The sequence below is a fragment of the Morganella psychrotolerans genome, from assembly GCF_001676155.1.
Lineage (GTDB): Bacteria > Pseudomonadota > Gammaproteobacteria > Enterobacterales > Enterobacteriaceae > Morganella > Morganella psychrotolerans.
The window spans coordinates 376,337-396,404 of the sequence record NZ_LZEW01000012.1 but is presented as its reverse complement, the minus strand read 5'-3'; the positions used below and the strand labels follow the sequence as shown (position 1 = coordinate 396,404).

The window sequence follows — 20,068 nt, the reverse complement described above, 5'->3', positions numbered from 1 at the left end:
ACTCCCTGAAATACACGGCCTGCATAAGTTACTGAGGCGGATCAGTTCAGCGGTGAAGATGTTCCGTCTTTGTGCCACTCAAATACGCCGAATTCAAACCCTTTCAGGTCACCGTTTGGTGTCCAGCTCAGTTCGCCCATCACCGTTTCAACCGGTTTTGCTTTCAGGTCAGCCGCGAGATCAGCCGGTTCCATACTGCCGCTGCGGGTCATTGCAGTAGTCAGGGATTGCAGTGCTGCATAGGTTGTCCAGATAAACGGCCCTGATGCATCCAGTTTTTTCGCACTCAGTGCATCAACAACCGGTTTGTTCGCAGGAACCTGGTCATAGCGTTTCGGCAGTGTTACCAGCATGCCCTCTGAGGCGTCACCGGCGATATTGGAAAGTGAAGAGTTCCCCACGCCTTCCGGTCCCATAAAGCGGATATTCAGCCCGTTCTGTTTTGCCTGGCGTAAAATCTGCCCCATTTCCGGGTAATAGCCGCCGAAATAGACAAAATCGACATTCTCTTTCTTCAGGCGGGCAACCAGCGCGGAGAAATCTTTATCCCCTGCGGTCACACCTTCAAACAGTACCTCTTTCACACCGGCTTTATTCAGGCTCTCTTTAACTGAACGCGCCAGCCCTTCGCCGTACTGCTGCTTATCATGTACAACGGCAATGCGCTGAGGTTTAATCGTATCCATAATGTATTTCGCGGCAGTCGGTCCCTGGTCAGAATCCAGCCCTGTGGTGCGCATTATCAGAGAGTAACCACGGGTGGTTAAGTCCGCATTGGTTGCCGCAGGGGTGATCATCAGTATCCCTTCATCTTCATAAATATCCGATGCAGGTTGAGTTGAAGAGGAGCAGAGGTGCCCGATAACATAGCGCATGCCGTCATTAATAACTTTATTGGCAACCGCAACCGCCTGCTTCGGATCACAGGCATCATCATATTCTTTGATAACCAGCTTATTACCATTGATGCCACCTTTGGCATTAATGTCCTCAACAGCCTGGCGCGCACCGGTAAATTCCATGTCGCCATATTGCGCAACCGGACCGGACATCGCCCCCACAACCGCAACATTGATATCTTCTGCATATACCGTTGCACTCAGTGCACAAGAGACTGCCCCGGCAATGATTGCTGTTTTCATTTTTTTTATTCATCGGAAATATCCCCGTCGGTTATCTGCTGAGTTACCGCAAAATCAGTAAATTACGCGCATTACATAAATTAATGCTTTATTTTCATGTTATTAATCAGGCTTTTTATTCTGAAAAGCAAATCACACAGGGAGATAATTGCATCATATGAAGAATAATATCCGGTCAAAATCGGGTGTTTTTCCGGCAAACAACAGTGTTATAAACTGGTTAATGATTCGTTACGGGCTACTTAATGCGGAAATTCATCAGTAAAAAAATAATTTTCCCTCACTATTCCGATAGCTTTGTGTGACATTTGTTATTAGATTCAAACAAGAAATACCCTTATTCATTCAAACTGCAGGTTCGTTGGCTGCACTCAGCCCGCCGGGTCACATACTTATGTATGCTCCCCTGCGGTCTTCCCTTGCCGCCTGCCTGCATCTTGAATGACGTTGGGTAGATATTATTTTTTATAAAATTTAATGAATTACTTTATTTTATCCGGTTTTTGATTTTCCTTTAAAATTGTACTGATGAAATGGCCCGCCACATGAATAAGATGATGAGCATGACAGCACTCCTTTTTGCGATCCCGCTGAGCAGTAATGCCGCCACACCCGTTCAGTGTGATGAAACAGCACGGACGATTAATCAGCAAAATACCTTTATTGTTACCGGGACCGCGTATCACGGTCCGGTTAAATCAATCAGTACCACCTCTTACCGCTCTATGGGGCTTATCCTGTGGGTAAAAGAAAAAATTCAGTTCGATTCCTGTGCCGCCCTCACACAATATGATTATGAATACCGTGAAATGGCGATGGAAGAGGGACAGGTGCCGATTACCCAAACCACACATGTTGCTCCGGGATTTCCGGATCAGGTCATGCTCACTATCAACAGCAGCACCCCGGAAGATACTCAGCTGAACACCCTTATCAGCCAGGACTACGGGCGGGATGCAGACCAGCGGATAACCCACCTGACAGAATCGTATGAAATAAAACCGGAAGGGGATACCTGGCAGACAGAAACCCGGTATCGTTATCACGAAAACCGTCTGGCGTCTGAAAAAGAGACTGAAGGGGATGAAACGCGGATCACTATCTACCGTTATAACGATGACGGCCTGCTGACAGAGAAAGATCAGCCGAATGTAATGACGCAGGAATATGCCTACAACGATCAGAAGCAGGTCATTAATATTACCCAAAAATTACCGACATTCTGGGGTAAGAGCGCCTACTCTTATACCTGTTTTAAATGGGATCAGTACGGAAACTGTGAATTACAGACCATGATTAAAGCGATTCAGTTACAGGATTCTGCCGCTATTCAGAGCAGCGGGATCACACTGGAATCCCGCTACGAATATTACTGACTTTTTATTCTATACTCAACGTCATTCAAGTTGCAGGCAGGCGGCAAGTGAAGATAGACGGGGAGCATAGATAAACTATGTGACCCGGCTATCTGAGAGCAGCCAACGAACCTGCAGTTTGAATGAATAAGAGTATATACCCTAAATAATTCGGGATGCCTGTAGGCGACAAACGAAGATCGCCGGGGAGCATACATCAGTATGTGACCCGGCGGGCTGAGTGCAGTCAACACCCGGGCATCCTGAAGTATGACGGGGATATTTTCATTGCCAGGACGGCAGCCACATTACGGGCGGTAACCTCAACATTCTGTGCCGCCTGCGCCAGTGCGTCCTCCTGAGAACTGATACCACGGACAACAGAGAAAACCGCGTCAATGCCGTGGTCATGCACTATCGCATAATCATCACTCATACCACCAACCAGTGCGATAACCGGTATACCACAGGCTTTCGCCACCCGCGCCACACCCACCGGGGTTTTCCCGTGAATGGTCTGGCTGTCCATGCGCCCTTCACCGGTGATAACCAAATCTGCGCCCTGTACCACACTGTGCAGATCCAGGGTTTCGATAACCATCTCTATACCCGGCTGCATTTTAGCATCCAGCCACGCCATCAGCGGAACACCCATGCCACCTGCCGCACCGGCTCCCGCGACATCAATCACTGATTTTCCGGTCAGGGATTCAATGATTTCACCATAATGGTGCAGTGCAGCATCCAGCTCTGTAACAACCGCCGGCGTTGCCCCTTTCTGCGGTCCGAAAGTGGCAGACGCGCCTTTTGGTCCGCACAGCGGATTATTGACATCACAGGCAACGACAAATTCAGTCAGTGACAGACGCGGATCCAATTCCCGCATATCGACAGACGCCAGGGATGCCAGCGCACTGCCGCCAAATGATAAAGAATAGCCCTGAGTATCACGCAATACCGCACCCAGCGCCTGCATCATGCCTGCACCGCCGTCATTTGTGGCACTGCCGCCGATCCCGAGGATAATTTTTTCAGCGCCATCATCCAGCGCCGCCAGGATCAGTTCACCGGTGCCAAATGTTGTGGTGATACGCGGGTCACGCAGTGCCGCCGGCACCAGATGTAAACCGGATGCCGCCGCCATTTCAATCACCGCAGTTTTACCGTCACCGGACAGCCCGTAGAACGCAGTGACTTTATTGCCCAGCGGGGCAGTAACCGTCACTTCTTTCAAAATTCCCTGTGTCGCCTCAATCATTGAGACAACCGTCCCTTCCCCGCCATCTGCCATCGGTAGTTTAATGTACTGCGCATCCGGGAAAATCATTTTAAAACCGGCTTCCACAGCATCTGCAACCTGCATGGCGGTCAGGCTCTCTTTAAAAGAATCCGGTGCTATCACTATTTTCATACTTACTCCTTTAACCGCCAAATCCGAAGACACCAAAAATCAGTGTGGAAACAATGGCTATCGACAGCCCGACCAGGGTTTCATATGGCAGCAGCTTCAGACGCTCATGTACCTGCATATTCACACAACCGCCCGTCGCATGGAAGAAACTGCCGTGCGGCATCTGATCAAGTACCACGGCACCGGCGTGGACCATCGCCGCACCTGCCAGTGCTGTCACACCAAGGTCAAGCAGTGTGGAGCTGAATACCGCAGATGCCACCGCAGTACCGGCGGTTGTTGAGGCGGTTGCCATCGACATCAGCGCCCCGGAAATCGGTGCCAGTAAATAGGACGGTAATCCCGAGGCGGTCAGCCCGTTAATCAGTACATCTTTTAACCCGGAGTTGGCGATAATACCCGCCAGTGTTCCGGTACCCAGCAGCATAATCGCAACCGGTGCCATACGGCTCAGACCAGAAGTAATAAAGTGATTGGATTGGCGGATGCGCCCCATAATCAGCGCCCCGGTTAATCCACCCAGCGGCAGTGCGATCAGCGGATCAACACTGATACCCGCAATCGGACGCAGTGACAGCAGAAAAATCGCGACCAGCGGTGCACTCATTGATGCCCAGAAACCCGGTAATTCACCATGCTGCGTCACAATCAGCTCTTCTTTTGCCACTTTCGAGCCACGGTGAACCAGACGTTTCGCCAGGAAATACGCCACAATCAGCCCAAAAATCCCGGGGACAATACCTGCTGCCATCAGTGAGGTGAGCGGCACGTTAAAGTTATCTGCCGCCGCAATGGTGTTCGGGTTCGGTGACATCACGTTACCGGCTTTCCCGCCGCCAATCATTGCCAGCAGAATCGCCATTTTGGAGAGATCAGCGCGGTGTGCTATCGCCAGCGCAATCGGTGAAACCGTAATTACCGCAACATCAATAAATACGCCGACAGCAGTCAGTAACAGCGTCGCGACGGCCAATGCCAGCAATGCCCGCTTTTCACCGACTTTGCGGACGATGGTTTCGGCAATGGTATTTGCCGCACCTGACTCAATCAGAACCCCTGCCAGAATACCGGCGGCAAGAATACGCAGCACAGCATTAGTTATGCCCTGTGCGCCGGTCACCATCAGCGTCACCGTCTGTATCAGATCAGCCCCGCCAACCAGCCCTCCGGCCAGTGCGCCCGCCATCATCCCGTAAACCGGCGGTACTTTTTTAAGTATTAACCCTATTGCCACAACCAGCGCAACCATTGCGCCCAATGCTGAAACTGTCACCATGAGCAGTCTCCTCCGGTAATTATGATTATTTGAATAAAACGGAGTTTATTATGGCGCGGCAGAACAGGATTAGCTTGAGAGGTTCCGACAAAAAACGGGTAGCCGGAATGGCGTAAATTGTAGGATGCCACAAAAGACTATTCGGTGAGTATCCCGAAATACAGCTGCATAATTGATTCTAATTTATTGATATTTAAGCCAGTAATCGATTCAACACGCGTGAGGCGATAGCGCAGCGTATTTGTATGAATATGCAGCATTTTTGTAGTTTGAGACAGATCACAATTCTGATCAAAATAGGTCTTCAGTGTGTGGCATAACACCTTTCTGGTGTCTGCCGCCTTCAGTTGCTGCCATGCCGAGGTCAGTTCCGCCGCTTCCCAGCTATCACGGAATCCCTGCAATAATGCAGGCAGCTTAACCTCATCATAAAAAATCGTTTTCTGTTCATACGCCGGGGTCAGCCCGAGCTGTTGTACCGCGCAGGCGCTCTGCCATGACCGGTGCAATCCGTTATTTGCATGAAAAAAACCACCGACATACATCAGCAATTCAGGCGAAGAGGGTAGCTGCCGCCGTAATGCCTGTAACTGTTTGCGCAACGGCGAAACCAGCTGGAAATTCTCATCACATGTGACAGGTTTGAGGACAACAAGAGAATTGATGCCACGAATACTGACCAGAAGATCCATTTTCAGATTATCAATGTATTCGACTAACTGATGAAATTGCTCATGATCCGGCGCAGGCAGAGAGAGGATCAGCGCAACACGGGGTTTGTCAGGGGAGATCCCGAGATAAGCGGCGATAGAGTTAACGGACTGCGGCTGCTGCTCCGGGCTTATCAGTTGACTGACAAGTTCATCACGATAACGCCTGTCCCACTGTGATTTTTCAAGTAAATCAACCTGCTCAAGAACCAGTTCGGCGGCCATGCGCACCAGTTCGGCATAGTTGCGCACCTCATCCGGCTTACCGGAGATCCCGACCACACCGACCATGCTGTCGCGGAAAATAACCGGCAGATTAATCCCCGGTTTTACCCCTTTCAGCGTCGCTGCCGTTGCCTCATCGATCTCAACAATCCGGTTTTCCGTCAGTGCCAGCACAGCACCTTCATGGCGCTGGTTGACCCGCTGCGGATCACCGGAAGCAATAATCACACCCTCTGCATTCATCACATTCACAGAATAACTGAGGATTTGCATAGTCCGCTGAACAATCAGCCGCGCGGTTCGCTGGTCAAGCCGGGCCGGGGTCATATCAGGATTTTACGTGTGTCAGTTTTGCCGCCGCAATAGCAGATTCAATGGCTTTTCTTGCCAGCGGGCTGTTGCGCCAGCAGGTAGAGCCGGTCAGCGCCGCACCGGCACTGAGCAGTGAGGGCGCATCAGCGGTGGCAAGCTGAGTCAGTGTTGAGAAACCCATCTGTTCCAGGCGCTCAACCACTTTGGCGCCAACACCTTTTACCGCTAATAAAACGGCTTTGTCTTCCGGGGAGAATGGCATATTGCCTCCGTAAATAACTATACCCTTATTCATTCAAACTGCAGGTTCGTTGGCGGAACGAGGACAGCCGGGTCACATACTAATGTATGCTCCCCGGCAGTCTGAGCTTGCCGCCTTCCTGCAATCTGAATGACGTTGGGTATATGAAAAAATCATACGGATACCATAGCAAATTGCGGGAAAAATGGGAGTGGAGAAAAAGAAAAAGGCTGAAAAACCGGGGGACTGCCGTTAAGCCTGTGCCTGTCGGTAACGGGCAAAACGAAAAGACGCGGTAAACACATCCCTGTGCGCTCAGGCTCGCCATCCATGGCTCGCATGCTTTTCGTTCGCCTGCCCGTTACCACCATTGAACATTTAAAAAGAAAAAGGCGGTTAATCCGCCTTTAAAAATAACACGAATATTACAGATTAATCTTCGATCGCCAGGCGCAGTTTTTTCATGGCATTTTTTTCCAGCTGACGAACGCGTTCAGCGGAAACACCATATTTATCAGCCAGTTCCTGCAATGTCGTTTTGCTGTCATCATCCAGCCAGCGGGCGCGGATAATATCACGGCTGCGCTCATCAAGGGTATCAATCGCCATAGTGAGTTTATCTGTGGCGTGGTTATCCCAGTTATCTTCTTCAATTTCATCTGCGAAATCAGAGGATTTATCCTCCAGAAACAGCGCCGGAGCCACAACCGGATGATCGCCGTCGTCGTCATCGGACATGTCAAATGCCATATCCTGCGCCGCCATACGGGATTCCATCTCCAGCACATCTTTGCTGGTGACCCCCAGTTCCTGGGCAACCATTTCGACTTCTTCCTGGTTAAACCAGCCCAGACGTTTCTTAGATTTACGCAGATTAAAGAATAACTTACGCTGTGCTTTAGTCGTGGCGATTTTTACAATACGCCAGTTACGCAGCACATATTCATGGATTTCCGCTTTGATCCAGTGAACCGCAAATGACACCAGACGCACGCCCATTTCCGGATTGAAGCGGCGCACCGCTTTCATCAGCCCGATATTTCCTTCCTGGATAAGATCCGCCTGAGGCAAACCATACCCGGAGTAACTGCGGGCAACATGGATGACAAACCGCAAGTGAGACATGATGAGTTTTTTCGCAGCTTCAAGGTCGCCATCATAATAGAGGCGTTCAGCCAGCTCTTTCTCTTCCTCTGCCGTCAGCATCGGATACTGGTTTGCTCCACGGACGTAAGCTTCAATGCTTCCCTGCGGAACCAATACTAAGGATTGGGTATCTTTAGTCATTCAGTCCTCGATATGAATAAAAAAAATGACGTCGGCAGACGATAATAACAAATAGTGTACAACATGAGACGCAGTTACGCCTACCACTTAGTGCCTAGTGCCTGCTACCTGAAGTACCGGCACCGGCGCAGAGAAATGCCTCCCGCCGGTCTGCCGAAGTGTTACTGCGGCATAAAGTGGCGTAAATGACGAACCGTTGCCAGCCAGGCGGCAATCCAGCCGATCATACCGGAAACCAGTACAATCAGCAGCGCTTCATCCCAATCCAGCCCGGTTAATGTGAATGTTGTGCCGAAAATGGCAGCAACACCCGTGACAACCGCAGCCAATTTCCATACCAGCAGTGACGATAATAACAGTGATAATATTGCCCCCGCGGCTCCCAGCAACATACCGCCGTTCAGGAACGGACGCAGAATAAAGCCGTCTGTTGCCCCGATAAGCTTCATGACATTGATGGTTTCCCGGCGGCTGAAAATATTGAGCCGGACACTGTTACCTATCACCAGGAACAGCGCGATAATCATCAGAACACCAATAATTGAGGCGATTTGCCCGACAAGCCCGGTCAGCGCCGCCAGGCGGGCAAACCAACTGTCATCCATACGGACTTCATCAATTCCGGACAGCGCACTGACGCGATCACGCAGTGTCATCAGTGTGTCACTGCTCTGCATATCGATTTTCGGCGTCACAATAGCAACAGCCGGTAACGGGTTTTCTTCCAGCATATCCAGCGCGGTACTGAAGCCGGACCAGGCACGAAATTCTGTTATCGCCTGGTCGCGGGAGAGATAATTAACATTATCCACGCCGTCGAGGGCTTTCAGTTCATCCACCAGCTTTTGTCCGCCCTGTTCATCCAGACCTTTATCCAGATAAACCGTCAGTTGTGGCGTCGGATACCATTGCTCTGCCGCATGACTGACATTCTTCCACACGATGTAAAAAACACTCGGCAGTGTCAGGGAAATCGCAATCACCATGACAGTCAGTAACGTGGAGAACGGCTGGCGCAGCATATCGCCGAGCGTATTCACCCACGCGTGACGCCACTGTTCGCGCCAGCCGCCTTTCAGCGCTTTGGATTTGGACGGTATTTTTTTTACGGGTTTACGCGGTTGCTTAGCCATGAAGATCTCCCGTCATACGCCCCTGACTCAGAGTGAGAACACGGTAATCCCGGCGCTCAATCAGCATAATGTCATGTGTTGCCATCAGAACTGTCACACCCGCCCGGTTAAATTCTTCAAACAGACGCAGGATACCTTCGGATAACTCACTGTCGAGGTTCCCGGTCGGTTCATCCGCCAGCAACACTCTCGGTTTATTCACCACCGCACGGGCAACACCCACGCGCTGCTGCTCCCCGCCGGAGAGCTGAACCGGAAAGTTACGTGCTTTATCCAGCAGCCCGACTTTATCCAGTGCCGCACTGACACGGCGGCGGATATCTTCCTGACTGGCACCGGCAATGATAAGCGGCATCGCCACATTGTCATACACAGTGCGATCCATCAGCAGATGGTGATCCTGAAAGATCATGCCGATTTGGCGGCGCAGAAACGGCACCTCGCGGTTTGTCAGACGGCTGATATTATGTCCGTCAAATGAAATAGCCCCGTCACTGGGACGTTCAATTCCGCAAATCAGTTTCAGCAGGGTACTTTTCCCTGCGCCGGAATGCCCGGTCAGAAACACCATCTCAGCAGGGCGGATATGAAAATCTACCCCCTGGAGTGCCTGCCGGCCGCCTAAATAGGCTTTACTGACATGTTCAAAGCGGATCATGGATGATTAGTCCTCCCGGGCAAAAAGTGCCTCAATAAAATCATCGGCTTTGAAAGGACGCAGGTCATCAATGCCTTCACCAACCCCGATATACCGGATAGGAATACCGAATTGATCCGCAATGGCAAAGATAACCCCGCCTTTCGCCGTACCGTCAAGTTTGGTCAGAGTCAGCCCGGTCAGCCCCACGGCCTCATTAAAGAGACGCGCCTGATTGACAGCGTTCTGCCCAGTGCTGGCATCTAATGTCAGCATAATTTCATGCGGGGCATCCTCATCGAGCTTTTTCATCACCCGCACGATTTTTTTTGAGTTCTTCCATCAGGTGCGCTTTATTTTGTAAGCGCCCTGCGGTATCTGCAATCAGAACATCTACGCCTTTTGCTTTTGCTGACTGGATGGCGTCAAAAATCACAGAGGCCGGATCAGCCCCGGTATGCTGTCCGACAACAGAAATATTATTGCGTTCACCCCATACCTGTAGCTGCTCAACCGCAGCCGCACGGAAAGTATCTCCGGCGGCAAGCATCACAGATTTACCCTGCGCCTGATACTGACGTGCCATTTTACCGATAGTGGTGGTTTTCCCGACGCCATTTACGCCAACCATCAGGATCACATACGGTTTTTTATCTTCAATAACCAGTGGCTTATCTACTGTTGCCAGAATATCGCCCATCTCTTCACGCAATTTGGTGAACAAGGCTTCCGCGTCTTTAAGATCACGGCGGCTGGCGTGCTGCGTCAGGCTGGTAATAATTTTACGGGTGGTTTCCACCCCGACATCTGCAATAAGCAGTTGCTCTTCCAGTTCTTCGAACAGATCGTCATCAATTTTTTTGCCACGGAAAATACTGAAGAAACCGGAGCCGATATTCTCACGAGTGCGCACCAGGCTGCGTTTCAGACGGGCAAAAAAGCCCTCTTTAGCCGGTTTTTCCTGTGTGTCCGCCGGTGCAGGGGATTCGTTTTCAATCAGCTGCGCGTCTTCGGCATCTGCCTGCGCCTGTGCAAGGCGCAGCGCTTCTTCTTCCTCCGCCAGACGCTGTTCTTCGGCTAAACGTTCCTGTTCAGCAATTTCAGCATCACGGCGGGCTTGTTCTTCTGCTAAGCGCTGTTGTTCAGCAGCCTGCGCCAGTCGTGCATCTTCCGCGATGCGCTGCTGTCTGGCATCTTCTGCATCACGCAGTGCCTGCTCTCTGACCAGCCGTTGTGCTTCTTCTGCACGCTGCTGTTCTGCTGCCTGTTCTTGCGCAAGACGTTGGTCTTCCGCTATACGCTGCTGTTTGGCAATCTGAGCATCACGCAGTGCCTGCTCTTCGATCAGACGCTGCGCGTCTTCTGCACGCTGTTGCTCTGCTGCCTGCTCTTGTGCAAGACGCTGCTCTTCTGCCAGACGCTGCTGTTTGAGCGCCTGCGCATCACGCAGTGCCTGCTCTTTCGCCTGACGTTGTTCTTCTTCTGCCCGCTGCTGTTCTGCCGCCTGCTCTTGCGCAAGACGTTTTTCTTGCGCTAAACGCTGCTGTTCGCTGACTTCTGCGTTACGACGCGCCTGTTCTTGCGCAAAGCGCTGTTGTTCAGCTGCCTGCGCATCACTGCGGGCTTGTTCTTCCGCTAATCGCGCCTGTTCTGCCATTTCAGCATCACGCTGAGCCTGTTCTCCGGCTAAACGCGCCTGCTCTGCTATTTCGGCGTCACGACGGGTTTGTTCTTCCGCTAATCGTGCCTGCTCTTGTGTTAAACGTGTCAGTTCAGCAATTTGTGCATCACGGCGGGTTAGTTCTTCAGCTAAGCGAGCCTGCTCTGCCATTTGCGCATCACGCTGAGCCTGCTCTTGCGCTAAACGTGACTGTTCTGCGATTTCGGCATCACGCTGAGCCTGTTCCTGCGCTAGTCGTGCCTGCTCTGCAATTTCAGCATCATGCTGATCCTGTTCTTCGGCTAATCGCGCCTGCTCTGCCTGTTGTTCCTGAGTATCCTGTGGTTGATTTTCGTCGTCTTTACGACCAAAGCCCAACCAGGAGAAAAAACCTTTTTTCTTATCTTTTGCCACAGCCACTATACCCCTTGCACACTGTTACCCGTCACCCCCGGCGCCTGCGCGTTCCGGAAAATGTTGAGCAGATATGGCGTAATTATCATCATTAATTGTGAATTAGACGCAGTCTATCATTTCACAGGATGGTTGCGCATCGGCTTTCCGTGATTTCAGGTTAAATTTAAACGAACTTTTACAAAACATGCGTATAATATGTCGCCTGCATGAATCCCGGATTATTTATACCCTTATTCATTCAAACCGCAGGTTCGTTGGCCGCATCCTGAATGACGTTGGGTATAGAACATATTAATAATTTCAGAATTAATAAGTTGCGAAAGTTATGGTAAAAAAAAGCACATAGCGCACCTCAGGGGCAAATCCGCATTATTGCCGGTCTGTGGCGCGGACGAAAACTGCCTGTTCTGACACACGACGGCCTTCGCCCGACAACCGATCGCGTGCGCGAAACCCTGTTTAACTGGCTGATGCCGGTGATAAATGGGGCGCGTTGCCTTGATGCGTTCGCGGGCAGCGGTGCGCTCGGGTTTGAAGCCCTTTCCCGTCATGCTGCTGCGGTGACATTTATTGAACTGAACCGCGCCGTTGCCACTCAAATCAGCGCTAACGCCCGTTTACTGACCTGCGATCACGCAACGGTGGTAAACCAGAGTGCGCCACAGTTTCTGGCACAACCGGGAACGCCGTTTGATGTGGTGTTTCTCGACCCGCCGTTCCGCAAAGGGTTATTACAGGAAACGGTTGATTTGCTGGAACAAAATGGCTGGCTGAGCGCCAATGCGATGATTTACGCGGAAGCGGAAGCTGAATCAGATCCGCTGATTGTCCCGGCTAACTGGTTGTGTCACCGGGAGAAAGTGGCCGGTCAGGTTGCGTATCGTCTTTACCTGCGGCAGGCAACTGCTGAGCAGGCTAATTAACAGGAGTCCGTATGTTCTGGATTAATATCGGCCGGTTGCTGATGTTATCAGTGTGGAGTTTTTTGATTTTCAGCCTGGTTCATCCGTTCCCGAAACCACTGAATATCTTTATGCATATCGCCACTTTTTTTTATGGTCGTGATGCACGGTTTGCTGATGGCGATGTTCAATGCCGGTCAGCCGAAAGATAAAAAACTGACCGCTGCCGGCAAACTCCGTGTCTTTCTGTTCGGTGTTTTTGAGCTGCTTATCATGCTGCGCCGCCAGCAGGCAGAACTGAAATCCCCGCCTGCGGGCGATGACGATAAACACGACCAGCCCTGATCAGCGCAGCGGCTCATAACGGATAAAACGGGTGCCCTGCATAAAAAGCGTTCCGCGTGAATGCAGGGTTATCTCCTTATATTCCGACTCTTTTATATACACCACGATTGTTTTCCCGGACAGCGGGCGGAAATGCACCTCATAACGGAAGGTTTCCGGGAAGACCACATCCCGCTCGCGTGAGCGCATATTCGGGTACGGATAATCCTTTTTCTCTGCTACCGTCACTTCAGATGTCGTCACGACAGAGCTGTCATTAATCTCATTTTGCTTTCTCTGTTCGAGGAAACGACGCGCTGCCAGCACAATAATAAGGGCGGCGACAATAAAACCTAATAATCCGAATTTATTCATGGGTATGCTTGTTTTCCTGCAATCTTGTTGATCGTGACCTGTAAATACGGGATATTAGCAAATATTCAGGTGTTATTCGCCCTCAACATATCTAAAGGACACCCCATGAATTGGCCATTTATTGCTGTACTTTTTTCCGGCTGGCTTTATATCGATGCCGCCTACCGGGGACCGGACTGGCAGCGCTGGGTTTTCCGTCCCGTCACTCTGCTGTTGTTACTGCTGTGGGCATGGAGCGGTGATTACGGGCTGGATATCTCCGGTTACCTGGTGTGCGTCGGGCTGTTAGTCGCAATTGTGTCTGACACCATCCGCCTGGTCGCGGACAATAAAATCGATCTCTCTTTGTACACCAGCGCCGTGTTTTATCTGTTGTATGCCCTGAGTTTTGCCCTGCTGAATAACTTCACGCTTTATATTCCGCTGCTGATTACCTTGCTGATCGTTGCTGCTGCCGTCCCGGCATTGCTCTGGTACAAACTCGGCGACCACAAAGTGCCGGTACTGACCGCGCTTTTCAGTGCGCTGGTGATGGCATGGCTTGCCGGTGAGCAGTTCTTCGGGCTGGGAACGGATTATAACTTCTCCCTGATGATCGGGGCATTCTGTCTGGTGCTGAACCTGATCCTCTGGCTGGTGAACCGTTTTCTGTTCTCCTTTAAGCTGGCAAAAGCTATCTATTCCACTTTCTATTTCCTCGGTCACTTCCTGATTGTCCGCGCGATCACACTGATGTAATCACGCCACAAAACAGCAGGAACGCACAATTTGCCTAAAATTATGTGTTCCTGCTGTTGACTCTGGAGTCTACTCCAATGTGTACACTTCCTGTTAATGAGACAAATTAACAACAACTGAACTGTTGAACAGGGAGGTGTTTATGCACCCGAATAAAGATAAACATGAGCATACGCACAGCACCAGCTGCTGCACCGGTAAATCAGAGTGCTCCACCGGTCAGACAGCGGCGGCACCGGCGCATCATGACCATGATGCACACGACCACAGCGAACACGCGCAGAAGGAACATGACGAAGACGAGTCCCGCGCGCATGACCATGCCACGCACGATCATGCGCATTCTGACTCAAATCATGACCACGCCGGTCACGACCACGCGCAGGGAAGCTGCTGCTCACACGACCAGGCCGCAAATGATGATGTCACACCGCCTGAGTTATCCGGCAGCCGCCGTTATAACTGGCTGGTCGAAGGTATGGACTGCCCGAGCTGTGCACGGAAAATAGAAACCGCCGTCGGCAAAGTCGCCTCTGTCAGACAGGCAAAAGTGATGTTTGCCACCGAAAAACTGGTGGTGGATGCCGATGAAGATGTGCGCGCAGCCGTCACAAGCGCTGTACAACAGACAGGTTTCACCCTGTATGACCTGAATGACAAAAACGCGGCACCAAAGAAAAAAGAAGAAATCAGCCTGCTGAAACAAGCAGCACCGATGATTATTCTTGCAGTACTGATCGCCCTCAGTTACGGGCTGGAGTTAATTAATCCGACGCTGGGTAAATATGCCTTTATCGCGTCAACACTGGTCGGGCTGTATCCGATTGCAAAAAGTTCGTTTCGCCTTATCCGTTCCGGATCGCCGTTTGCCATTGAAACACTGATGACGGTTGCTGCCGTCGGCGCCATTGTTATCGGTGCCACAGAAGAAGCGGCAATGGTTATCCTGCTCTTCCTGCTGGGTGAAATGCTGGAGTCTTATGCCGCAGGTCGCGCCCGCCGGGGTGTCAGTGCGCTGATGGCGCTGGTGCCGGAAGATGCGGTGGTGGTTAAAGACGGCAAAAAGATATCTGTGCCGGTTTCACAACTGCGTCCGGGCGATATTATTGAAATTGCACCGGGCGGACGTTTACCGACAGATGCTGAAATGCTCAGTGAGTTCGCCAGTTTTGACGAAAGCGCACTGACCGGGGAATCCGTCCCGGTTGAGCGGGCACAGGGCGAAAAAGTCGCGGCAGGCTCGCTTTCCGTCGACAGAGCCGTACAAATGAAAGTGGTTTCTGAACAGGGACAGAATGCGATTGACCGCATTATGACGCTGATTGAAGAAGCCGAAGAGCGCCGCGCACCGATTGAGCGGTTTATCGACCAGTTCAGCCGTTACTATACGCCGATGATCATGTTGTTCTCTGCGCTGGTGATTGTGGTTCCGCCACTGTTTATGGGTGCTGAGTGGTATCCGTGGATCTACCGTGGTCTGACTCTGCTGCTGATTGGTTGTCCGTGTGCGCTGGTTATTTCCACACCTGCGGCGATCACCTCCGCACTGGCTGCTGCCACCCGCCGTGGTGCGCTGATTAAAGGCGGTGCCGCACTGGAGCAACTGGGTACAGTGACCACCGTTGCCCTGGATAAAACCGGCACACTAACAGAAGGTAAACCACAGGTTACGGATATCGTTGCACTGAATAATCACAGTAATGCGGATGTTCTGACCTTTGCATCATCAGTTGAAAGCGGCTCACATCACCCGTTAGCCAAAGCGATTCTTGAACGCACAGCTGAACTCGGACTGACCATCACAGAAGCGGATAACCGCAAAGCACATGCCGGTAAAGGAGTTGAAGGTAACCTTAATGGTACAAATGTACTGGTCAGCGCCCCGGGTAAACTGGCAGAAGGTCTGCTGACGGATGCCAATGCGGCTGAAGTCATCCGCCTTGAAAATGAAGGGAAAACCGTGGTCGCAGTGGTCGCAGACCAACAGCTGACCGGGCTTATCGCCATGCAGGATACACTGCGTGACGATGCCGTGGAGGCTATCGCACAGTTGCGCAAAATGGGCGTCAATGCCGTAATGCTGACAGGGGATAACCCGCGTGCTGCCGCTGCTATCGCCAATGCGGTCGGGATGGATTTCCGCGCGGGTCTGATGCCGGAAGATAAAGTAAAAGCGGTGATGGCGCTCAATGAAGAGCACCGCACCATGATGGTGGGTGATGGTATCAATGACGCTCCGGCAATGAAAGCCGCCGGTATTGGTGTCGCAATGGGCAGCGGGACAGATGTGGCGCTGGAAACAGCCGATGCCGCCCTGACCCATAACCGCCTGACCGGTATTGCAGAGATCATCGCGCTGTCCCGGGCAACACGCAGAGTTATCCGTGAAAACATTGCTATCGCGCTGGGTCTGAAAGCAGTCTTCCTGGTGACCACACTGATGGGACTGACCGGACTGTGGGTCGCGGTACTGGCTGACTCAGGTGCAACCGCACTGGTCACCGCAAACGCCGTGCGCCTGCTGCGGGCAGTGAAAAAGTAACCCGCTGATATCGCAATGCTGTAAAGCATAATGCTGTAAAAACAGAAAGGGGATGCAAAATGCATCCCCTTTCTTTTACCGGCTATAAACTACCGGCTATCTGACCACTAAAATCGTCGCTTTAATGTGTTTGAGGTACGCCACTATCGTGAAAGTGACAATCACCAGCAATGACCAGGAACCCCACTTTCCGGCATGGACTGTTGCCCACGCACCAATCTGATTCGGATACTGCCAGACACCAAAAAAAAGTCCCGAAATTTTCTGCCAGCCAGATAAAAAAAGCCAATCAGCACAAAACTCAGTAACAGCGGCATTTTGCGTTCTTTATCATACGGCGTGAAATAGACCATCGTGCGCGCATACAATCCCAGAATAAACGCAGTGAGATACCAGCGGTAATCGCCGATAAAATGATGCGCAAAGAAGTTCACATAGATGGCCAGCGCGATAAGCGTTGCCAGCCAGTATGGCGGAAAATGTTCAATACGGACATGCAGGAAGCGCCACGCCTGAATCACATAACTGCCGACCGCCGCGTACATAAAACCGGTAAACAGCGGCACATTCCACAGCTTTGTATAGGCAAAATCAGGGTAACTCCATGAGCCGATAGCTGATGAGGTTTTGAATAACTCCATCACAAACCCCACAACATGGAAAATACAAATCGCCTTTAGTTCATCCACTGTTTCCAGCTTTTTCCACACCATGCCAATCTGAAAGAGTACTGCCAGGATCAGCAGAAAATCATAACGCGGAATGCCGTAAACGCCTTTTGCAGGGACTAAAAAGAGTGCCAGAAAAAAAGAACGCGGCAAATAAACAGGCTCTCGCCTCTTTCAGACCAAAAAACCAGAATTCGAGTATAAACCGGCGCCAGCCGGTCAGTGACGAGTGTTTCTGCTCCAGCAGAAAGGTATCGAGACTACCAGGCATGGGGCTGTCCCTGAAAAGAATAATTACAGCGCACTGTCATGTTTACAGATCAGATAGCGGTACGGCGTATTATCTGTGTCCAGCGCTACCAGTTCGTGCTCCATAAACCGGCAGAAGCCCGGGATATCCCGCGTGGTCGCGGGGTCATCTGCCAGCACCATCAATGTTTCTCCGGCATTCATACCGCGAATGGTTTTACGCACCAGCATCACCGGCTCAGGGCAGCGCAGCCCGAGGGTATCGAGGGTTTTATCAACACAAGAAAAAGCATCTGACATTATTGTTGTCCTGTTACATAAAGAATGCAGAGGAGTATATACTCTAAATAAATATCACACACCCGTGACACTGTTTTTAAATTTACAGATTAAAAATTGATATTTTCTCTTCGTCTGTTCTCCGGCAGGCTCAGATATATACCTGCTACGGAGCCATAATATGAACATTACTGCAAAATCCTTTTTTCTCCCCGCCCTGCTGTCTGCCGCATTCATGATCCCGAACGCGTCTGATGCCTGCACCCGGTTTATTTATCACGGTAACGATAATCTTCACATGACTGCCCGTTCTATGGACTGGTCAAAACCCGCCGGTACAAACCTGTGGATTTTCCCCCGGGGCATGCACCGGCAAGGCACGCCCGGTAAGCAGGGGCTGCAATGGGCATCCCGCTATGGCAGTGTCATTACATCCGCCTATGATATGGCAACCATCGACGGTATGAATGAAAAAGGTCTGACCGCCAATCTGCTCTGGCTGACAGAATCCGTCTATCCTGAGTATCACAAAAAGAAAAAAAGTGATGCCGGTTTCTGTGTGGACACAATATGTACTGGATAATTTCGCCACTGTAAAAGAAGCCGTTGAGGAACTAAGAAAAGAAAAATTTATTGTTGTCACCGATAAAGAACCCGGCAGAGACCGGCTGGTCAACGTACATCTTTCCATTTCTGATGCCGCCGGTAACAGCGCTATTATTGAATATATTGATGGTGAGCTGGCTATTCATGAAGGCCCCGATACTGATGTCATGACAAATTCGCCGGTATTCAATGAGCAATTGGCATTAAACCGCTACTGGGAAGAAGCGGACGGGCGCGCCGTACTGCCCGGGTCCCGGCGCTCAACGGACAGGTTTGTCCGGGCGAAATTTTACAGCGATCGCATTCCCGTAAATCTTGCCCCTGATGAAGCGATTGCCGCTGTACTAAGTGTCATCCGCAACACGTCATCGCCTTACCGGTCCGCGATGACACCACATACCACAGCTTCCGGTGAGATTGACGGGCAATCCTCAACACGCTGGCGCAGCGTGGCAGATCACCGGCACAACCGCTATTTCTTCGATGCCGTTATGGCACCCTCGGTCATCTGGATGGATTTAAACGAGATTGATTTTTCAGCGAAAACAGGGGTCGTCAAAAAATTGGATCTTGGTGATAATCAACAGCATCTTTTTGCCGGAAATGTTACAAACGAATTTGTTGAATCAGACCCTTTTGAATTTACAAGTACAGAGAATAAATCTGCCTTGTATTTCGGCAACGGAAAAGAATAACCGAACCGTCTCCCTGCAACCAGGGAGACTCTTTTGATTTTGTTGCGCAAACGGCGTATCATTCTGCGCTGAGTTTATTGGGTTCCCTAACCCCAACCACCAAAAAGGTACAATATGTTTAATTTATCCCCCCGGCAGCGGCTTATGGCGCTGACCTGGTTATCGCTTTTCCATATTCTGATTATTACCTCCAGTAACTATCTGGTGCAGTTGCCGATCACCATTTTCGGCTTCCACACGACCTGGGGCGCGTTTACCTTTCCCTTTATTTTCCTGGCAACTGACCTGACAGTGCGGATCTACGGCGCACCATTGGCGCGACGAATTATCACATCAGTGATGATACCGGCACTGGCTATTTCCTACGTTGTCTCTGCCCTGTTCTTTCAGGGAGACTGGCAGGGATTTGAAGCGCTGACACATTTCAATCTGTTTGTGGCACGAATTGCCGCCGCCAGTTTTATGGCTTATGCCCTCGGACAAATTCTTGATGTGCGTGTATTCAACCGCCTGCGTCAGAACCACCGCTGGTATGTTGCGCCTGCTGCTGCCATGTTTGTCGGCAACCTGATTGATACCATAGCCTTTTTCTTTATCGCCTTCTGGCGCAGTACCGATCCGTTTATGGCAGCTAACTGGGTGGAAATCGCGCTGGTGGATTACAGCTTTAAAGTGACCATTTGCATGCTCTTTTTCCTGCCGGCCTACGGCGTGCTGCTCAATCTGATCCTGCGCTCGTTTTTTGCACAGAAAGACGACGATTCTCTGCCCGCGCGTCACTAACCTGTCATTTTTCTGACACGCAGGGTGACTATCCTCACTCTGCGCTGTCGGCTGTATCCAACGTCATTCAGGATGTGCTCTGAATGAATAAGGATATGTAT

Annotated in this window: 14 protein-coding genes and 5 pseudogenes; 7 read left to right on the top strand and 12 right to left on the bottom strand. The window is 51.0% G+C overall.

Annotation, left to right across the window (positions count from 1 at the left end):
• Nucleotides 1–41 precede the first annotated feature (41 nt).
• Nucleotides 42–1,142, bottom strand: coding sequence for a branched-chain amino acid ABC transporter substrate-binding protein (locus tag AYY16_RS12210; RefSeq protein WP_156665000.1), 1,101 nt, complete (start codon nucleotides 1,140–1,142; stop codon nucleotides 42–44).
• A 563-nt stretch (nucleotides 1,143–1,705) separates the two neighbouring features.
• Between AYY16_RS12210 and AYY16_RS12205 the strand changes: the two genes are divergently transcribed.
• Nucleotides 1,706–2,518 (top strand): hypothetical protein, encoded by an 813-nt coding sequence (locus tag AYY16_RS12205; RefSeq protein ID WP_150384930.1) that lies wholly within the window; start codon nucleotides 1,706–1,708, stop codon nucleotides 2,516–2,518.
• Between the two features lie 226 nt (nucleotides 2,519–2,744).
• On the opposite strand, the gene AYY16_RS12200 is transcribed toward AYY16_RS12205, so the two are convergent.
• The 8 genes and pseudogenes from AYY16_RS12200 to ftsY all read right to left on the bottom strand — a co-directional run bounded on the left by AYY16_RS12200 (nucleotide 2,745) and on the right by ftsY (nucleotide 11,386).
• Complete coding sequence (locus tag AYY16_RS12200; protein WP_067366781.1) at nucleotides 2,745–3,908, bottom strand: glycerate kinase; 1,164 nt, start codon at nucleotides 3,906–3,908, stop codon at nucleotides 2,745–2,747.
• Nucleotides 3,909–3,918: 10 nt separating this feature from the next.
• Nucleotides 3,919–5,184, bottom strand: coding sequence for a GntP family permease (locus AYY16_RS12195; protein ID WP_067366778.1), 1,266 nt, complete (start codon nucleotides 5,182–5,184; stop codon nucleotides 3,919–3,921).
• A gap of 137 nt (nucleotides 5,185–5,321) precedes the next feature.
• A complete protein-coding gene (locus AYY16_RS12190; RefSeq protein WP_067366775.1) occupies nucleotides 5,322–6,446 on the bottom strand; it encodes a sugar diacid recognition domain-containing protein in 1,125 nt (374 codons plus the stop codon).
• A 1-nt stretch (nucleotide 6,447) separates the two neighbouring features.
• Nucleotides 6,448–6,693, bottom strand: a complete 246-nt coding sequence (locus tag AYY16_RS12185; protein WP_067366772.1) for a Pathogenicity locus — start codon at nucleotides 6,691–6,693, stop codon at nucleotides 6,448–6,450.
• A gap of 411 nt (nucleotides 6,694–7,104) precedes the next feature.
• Entirely contained in the window at nucleotides 7,105–7,959 is an 855-nt protein-coding gene (rpoH, locus tag AYY16_RS12180; RefSeq protein ID WP_067366770.1) for an RNA polymerase sigma factor RpoH, read from the bottom strand.
• A gap of 161 nt (nucleotides 7,960–8,120) precedes the next feature.
• Complete coding sequence (gene ftsX / locus AYY16_RS12175) at nucleotides 8,121–9,092, bottom strand: permease-like cell division protein FtsX (RefSeq protein ID WP_067366767.1); 972 nt, start codon at nucleotides 9,090–9,092, stop codon at nucleotides 8,121–8,123.
• On the bottom strand, nucleotides 9,085–9,750 hold the full coding sequence (gene ftsE / locus AYY16_RS12170; RefSeq protein ID WP_067366764.1) for a cell division ATP-binding protein FtsE: 666 nt from the start codon (nucleotides 9,748–9,750) through the stop codon (nucleotides 9,085–9,087). The genes ftsX and ftsE overlap by 8 nt, the downstream gene beginning before the upstream one ends.
• Nucleotides 9,751–9,756: 6 nt before the next feature.
• Nucleotides 9,757–11,386, bottom strand: a pseudogene (gene ftsY, locus AYY16_RS12165) (signal recognition particle-docking protein FtsY).
• 752 nt (nucleotides 11,387–12,138) lie between these two features.
• Between ftsY and rsmD the strand changes: the two are divergent.
• Both rsmD and AYY16_RS12155 read left to right on the top strand, forming a co-directional pair.
• Nucleotides 12,139–12,729, top strand: a pseudogene (rsmD, locus tag AYY16_RS12160) (16S rRNA (guanine(966)-N(2))-methyltransferase); the annotation flags it as partial.
• A gap of 11 nt (nucleotides 12,730–12,740) precedes the next feature.
• Nucleotides 12,741–13,053, top strand: a pseudogene (locus AYY16_RS12155) (DUF1145 family protein).
• Here the strand turns inward: AYY16_RS12155 and AYY16_RS12150 are convergent.
• Nucleotides 13,054–13,407, bottom strand: a complete 354-nt coding sequence (locus tag AYY16_RS12150; protein WP_067366758.1) for a DUF2500 domain-containing protein — start codon at nucleotides 13,405–13,407, stop codon at nucleotides 13,054–13,056.
• Nucleotides 13,408–13,512: 105 nt separating this feature from the next.
• Here AYY16_RS12150 and AYY16_RS12145 point away from each other — a divergent pair, with 105 nt between their 5' ends.
• Nucleotides 13,513–14,145, top strand: a complete 633-nt coding sequence (locus tag AYY16_RS12145; protein ID WP_067366755.1) for a lysoplasmalogenase — start codon at nucleotides 13,513–13,515, stop codon at nucleotides 14,143–14,145.
• Between the two features lie 142 nt (nucleotides 14,146–14,287).
• The gene (locus AYY16_RS12140) at nucleotides 14,288–16,687 is read left to right on the top strand and encodes a zinc/cadmium/mercury/lead-transporting ATPase (RefSeq protein WP_067366752.1); all 2,400 of its coding nucleotides are present in this window, start codon (nucleotides 14,288–14,290) and stop codon (nucleotides 16,685–16,687) included.
• Nucleotides 16,688–16,783: 96 nt separating this feature from the next.
• Here the strand turns inward: AYY16_RS12140 and AYY16_RS12135 are convergent.
• Both AYY16_RS12135 and tusA read right to left on the bottom strand, forming a co-directional pair.
• A pseudogene (locus tag AYY16_RS12135) lies at nucleotides 16,784–17,626 on the bottom strand (DUF817 domain-containing protein).
• A 23-nt stretch (nucleotides 17,627–17,649) separates the two neighbouring features.
• Nucleotides 17,650–17,904, bottom strand: coding sequence for a sulfurtransferase TusA (tusA, locus tag AYY16_RS12130; protein WP_067366749.1), 255 nt, complete (start codon nucleotides 17,902–17,904; stop codon nucleotides 17,650–17,652).
• Nucleotides 17,905–18,064: 160 nt separating this feature from the next.
• Here tusA and AYY16_RS12125 point away from each other — a divergent pair.
• Together AYY16_RS12125 and AYY16_RS12120 are read left to right on the top strand one after the other, a co-directional pair.
• Nucleotides 18,065–19,184, top strand: a pseudogene (locus tag AYY16_RS12125) (linear amide C-N hydrolase).
• Nucleotides 19,185–19,298: 114 nt separating this feature from the next.
• Nucleotides 19,299–19,967, top strand: a complete 669-nt coding sequence (locus tag AYY16_RS12120) for a 7-cyano-7-deazaguanine/7-aminomethyl-7-deazaguanine transporter (protein WP_067366746.1) — start codon at nucleotides 19,299–19,301, stop codon at nucleotides 19,965–19,967.
• Nucleotides 19,968–20,068: the final 101 nt, after the last annotated feature.

Excerpts from the sequence above, each read along its gene's own strand:
- AYY16_RS12210 (WP_156665000.1), bottom strand. The coding sequence starts at position 1,142 with ATGAAAACAGCAATCATTGCCGGGGCAGTCTCTTGTGCACTGAGTGCA.
- AYY16_RS12205 (WP_150384930.1), top strand. The coding sequence starts at position 1,706 with ATGACAGCACTCCTTTTTGCGATCCCGCTGAGCAGTAATGCCGCCACA.
- AYY16_RS12200 (WP_067366781.1), bottom strand. The coding sequence starts at position 3,908 with ATGAAAATAGTGATAGCACCGGATTCTTTTAAAGAGAGCCTGACCGCC.
- AYY16_RS12195 (WP_067366778.1), bottom strand. The coding sequence starts at position 5,184 with ATGGTGACAGTTTCAGCATTGGGCGCAATGGTTGCGCTGGTTGTGGCA.
- AYY16_RS12190 (WP_067366775.1), bottom strand. The coding sequence starts at position 6,446 with ATGACCCCGGCCCGGCTTGACCAGCGAACCGCGCGGCTGATTGTTCAG.
- AYY16_RS12185 (WP_067366772.1), bottom strand. The coding sequence starts at position 6,693 with ATGCCATTCTCCCCGGAAGACAAAGCCGTTTTATTAGCGGTAAAAGGT.
- rpoH (WP_067366770.1), bottom strand. The coding sequence starts at position 7,959 with ATGACTAAAGATACCCAATCCTTAGTATTGGTTCCGCAGGGAAGCATT.
- ftsX (WP_067366767.1), bottom strand. The coding sequence starts at position 9,092 with ATGGCTAAGCAACCGCGTAAACCCGTAAAAAAAATACCGTCCAAATCC.
- ftsE (WP_067366764.1), bottom strand. The coding sequence starts at position 9,750 with ATGATCCGCTTTGAACATGTCAGTAAAGCCTATTTAGGCGGCCGGCAG.
- AYY16_RS12150 (WP_067366758.1), bottom strand. The coding sequence starts at position 13,407 with ATGAATAAATTCGGATTATTAGGTTTTATTGTCGCCGCCCTTATTATT.
- AYY16_RS12145 (WP_067366755.1), top strand. The coding sequence starts at position 13,513 with ATGAATTGGCCATTTATTGCTGTACTTTTTTCCGGCTGGCTTTATATC.
- AYY16_RS12140 (WP_067366752.1), top strand. The coding sequence starts at position 14,288 with ATGCACCCGAATAAAGATAAACATGAGCATACGCACAGCACCAGCTGC.
- tusA (WP_067366749.1), bottom strand. The coding sequence starts at position 17,904 with ATGTCAGATGCTTTTTCTTGTGTTGATAAAACCCTCGATACCCTCGGG.
- AYY16_RS12120 (WP_067366746.1), top strand. The coding sequence starts at position 19,299 with ATGTTTAATTTATCCCCCCGGCAGCGGCTTATGGCGCTGACCTGGTTA.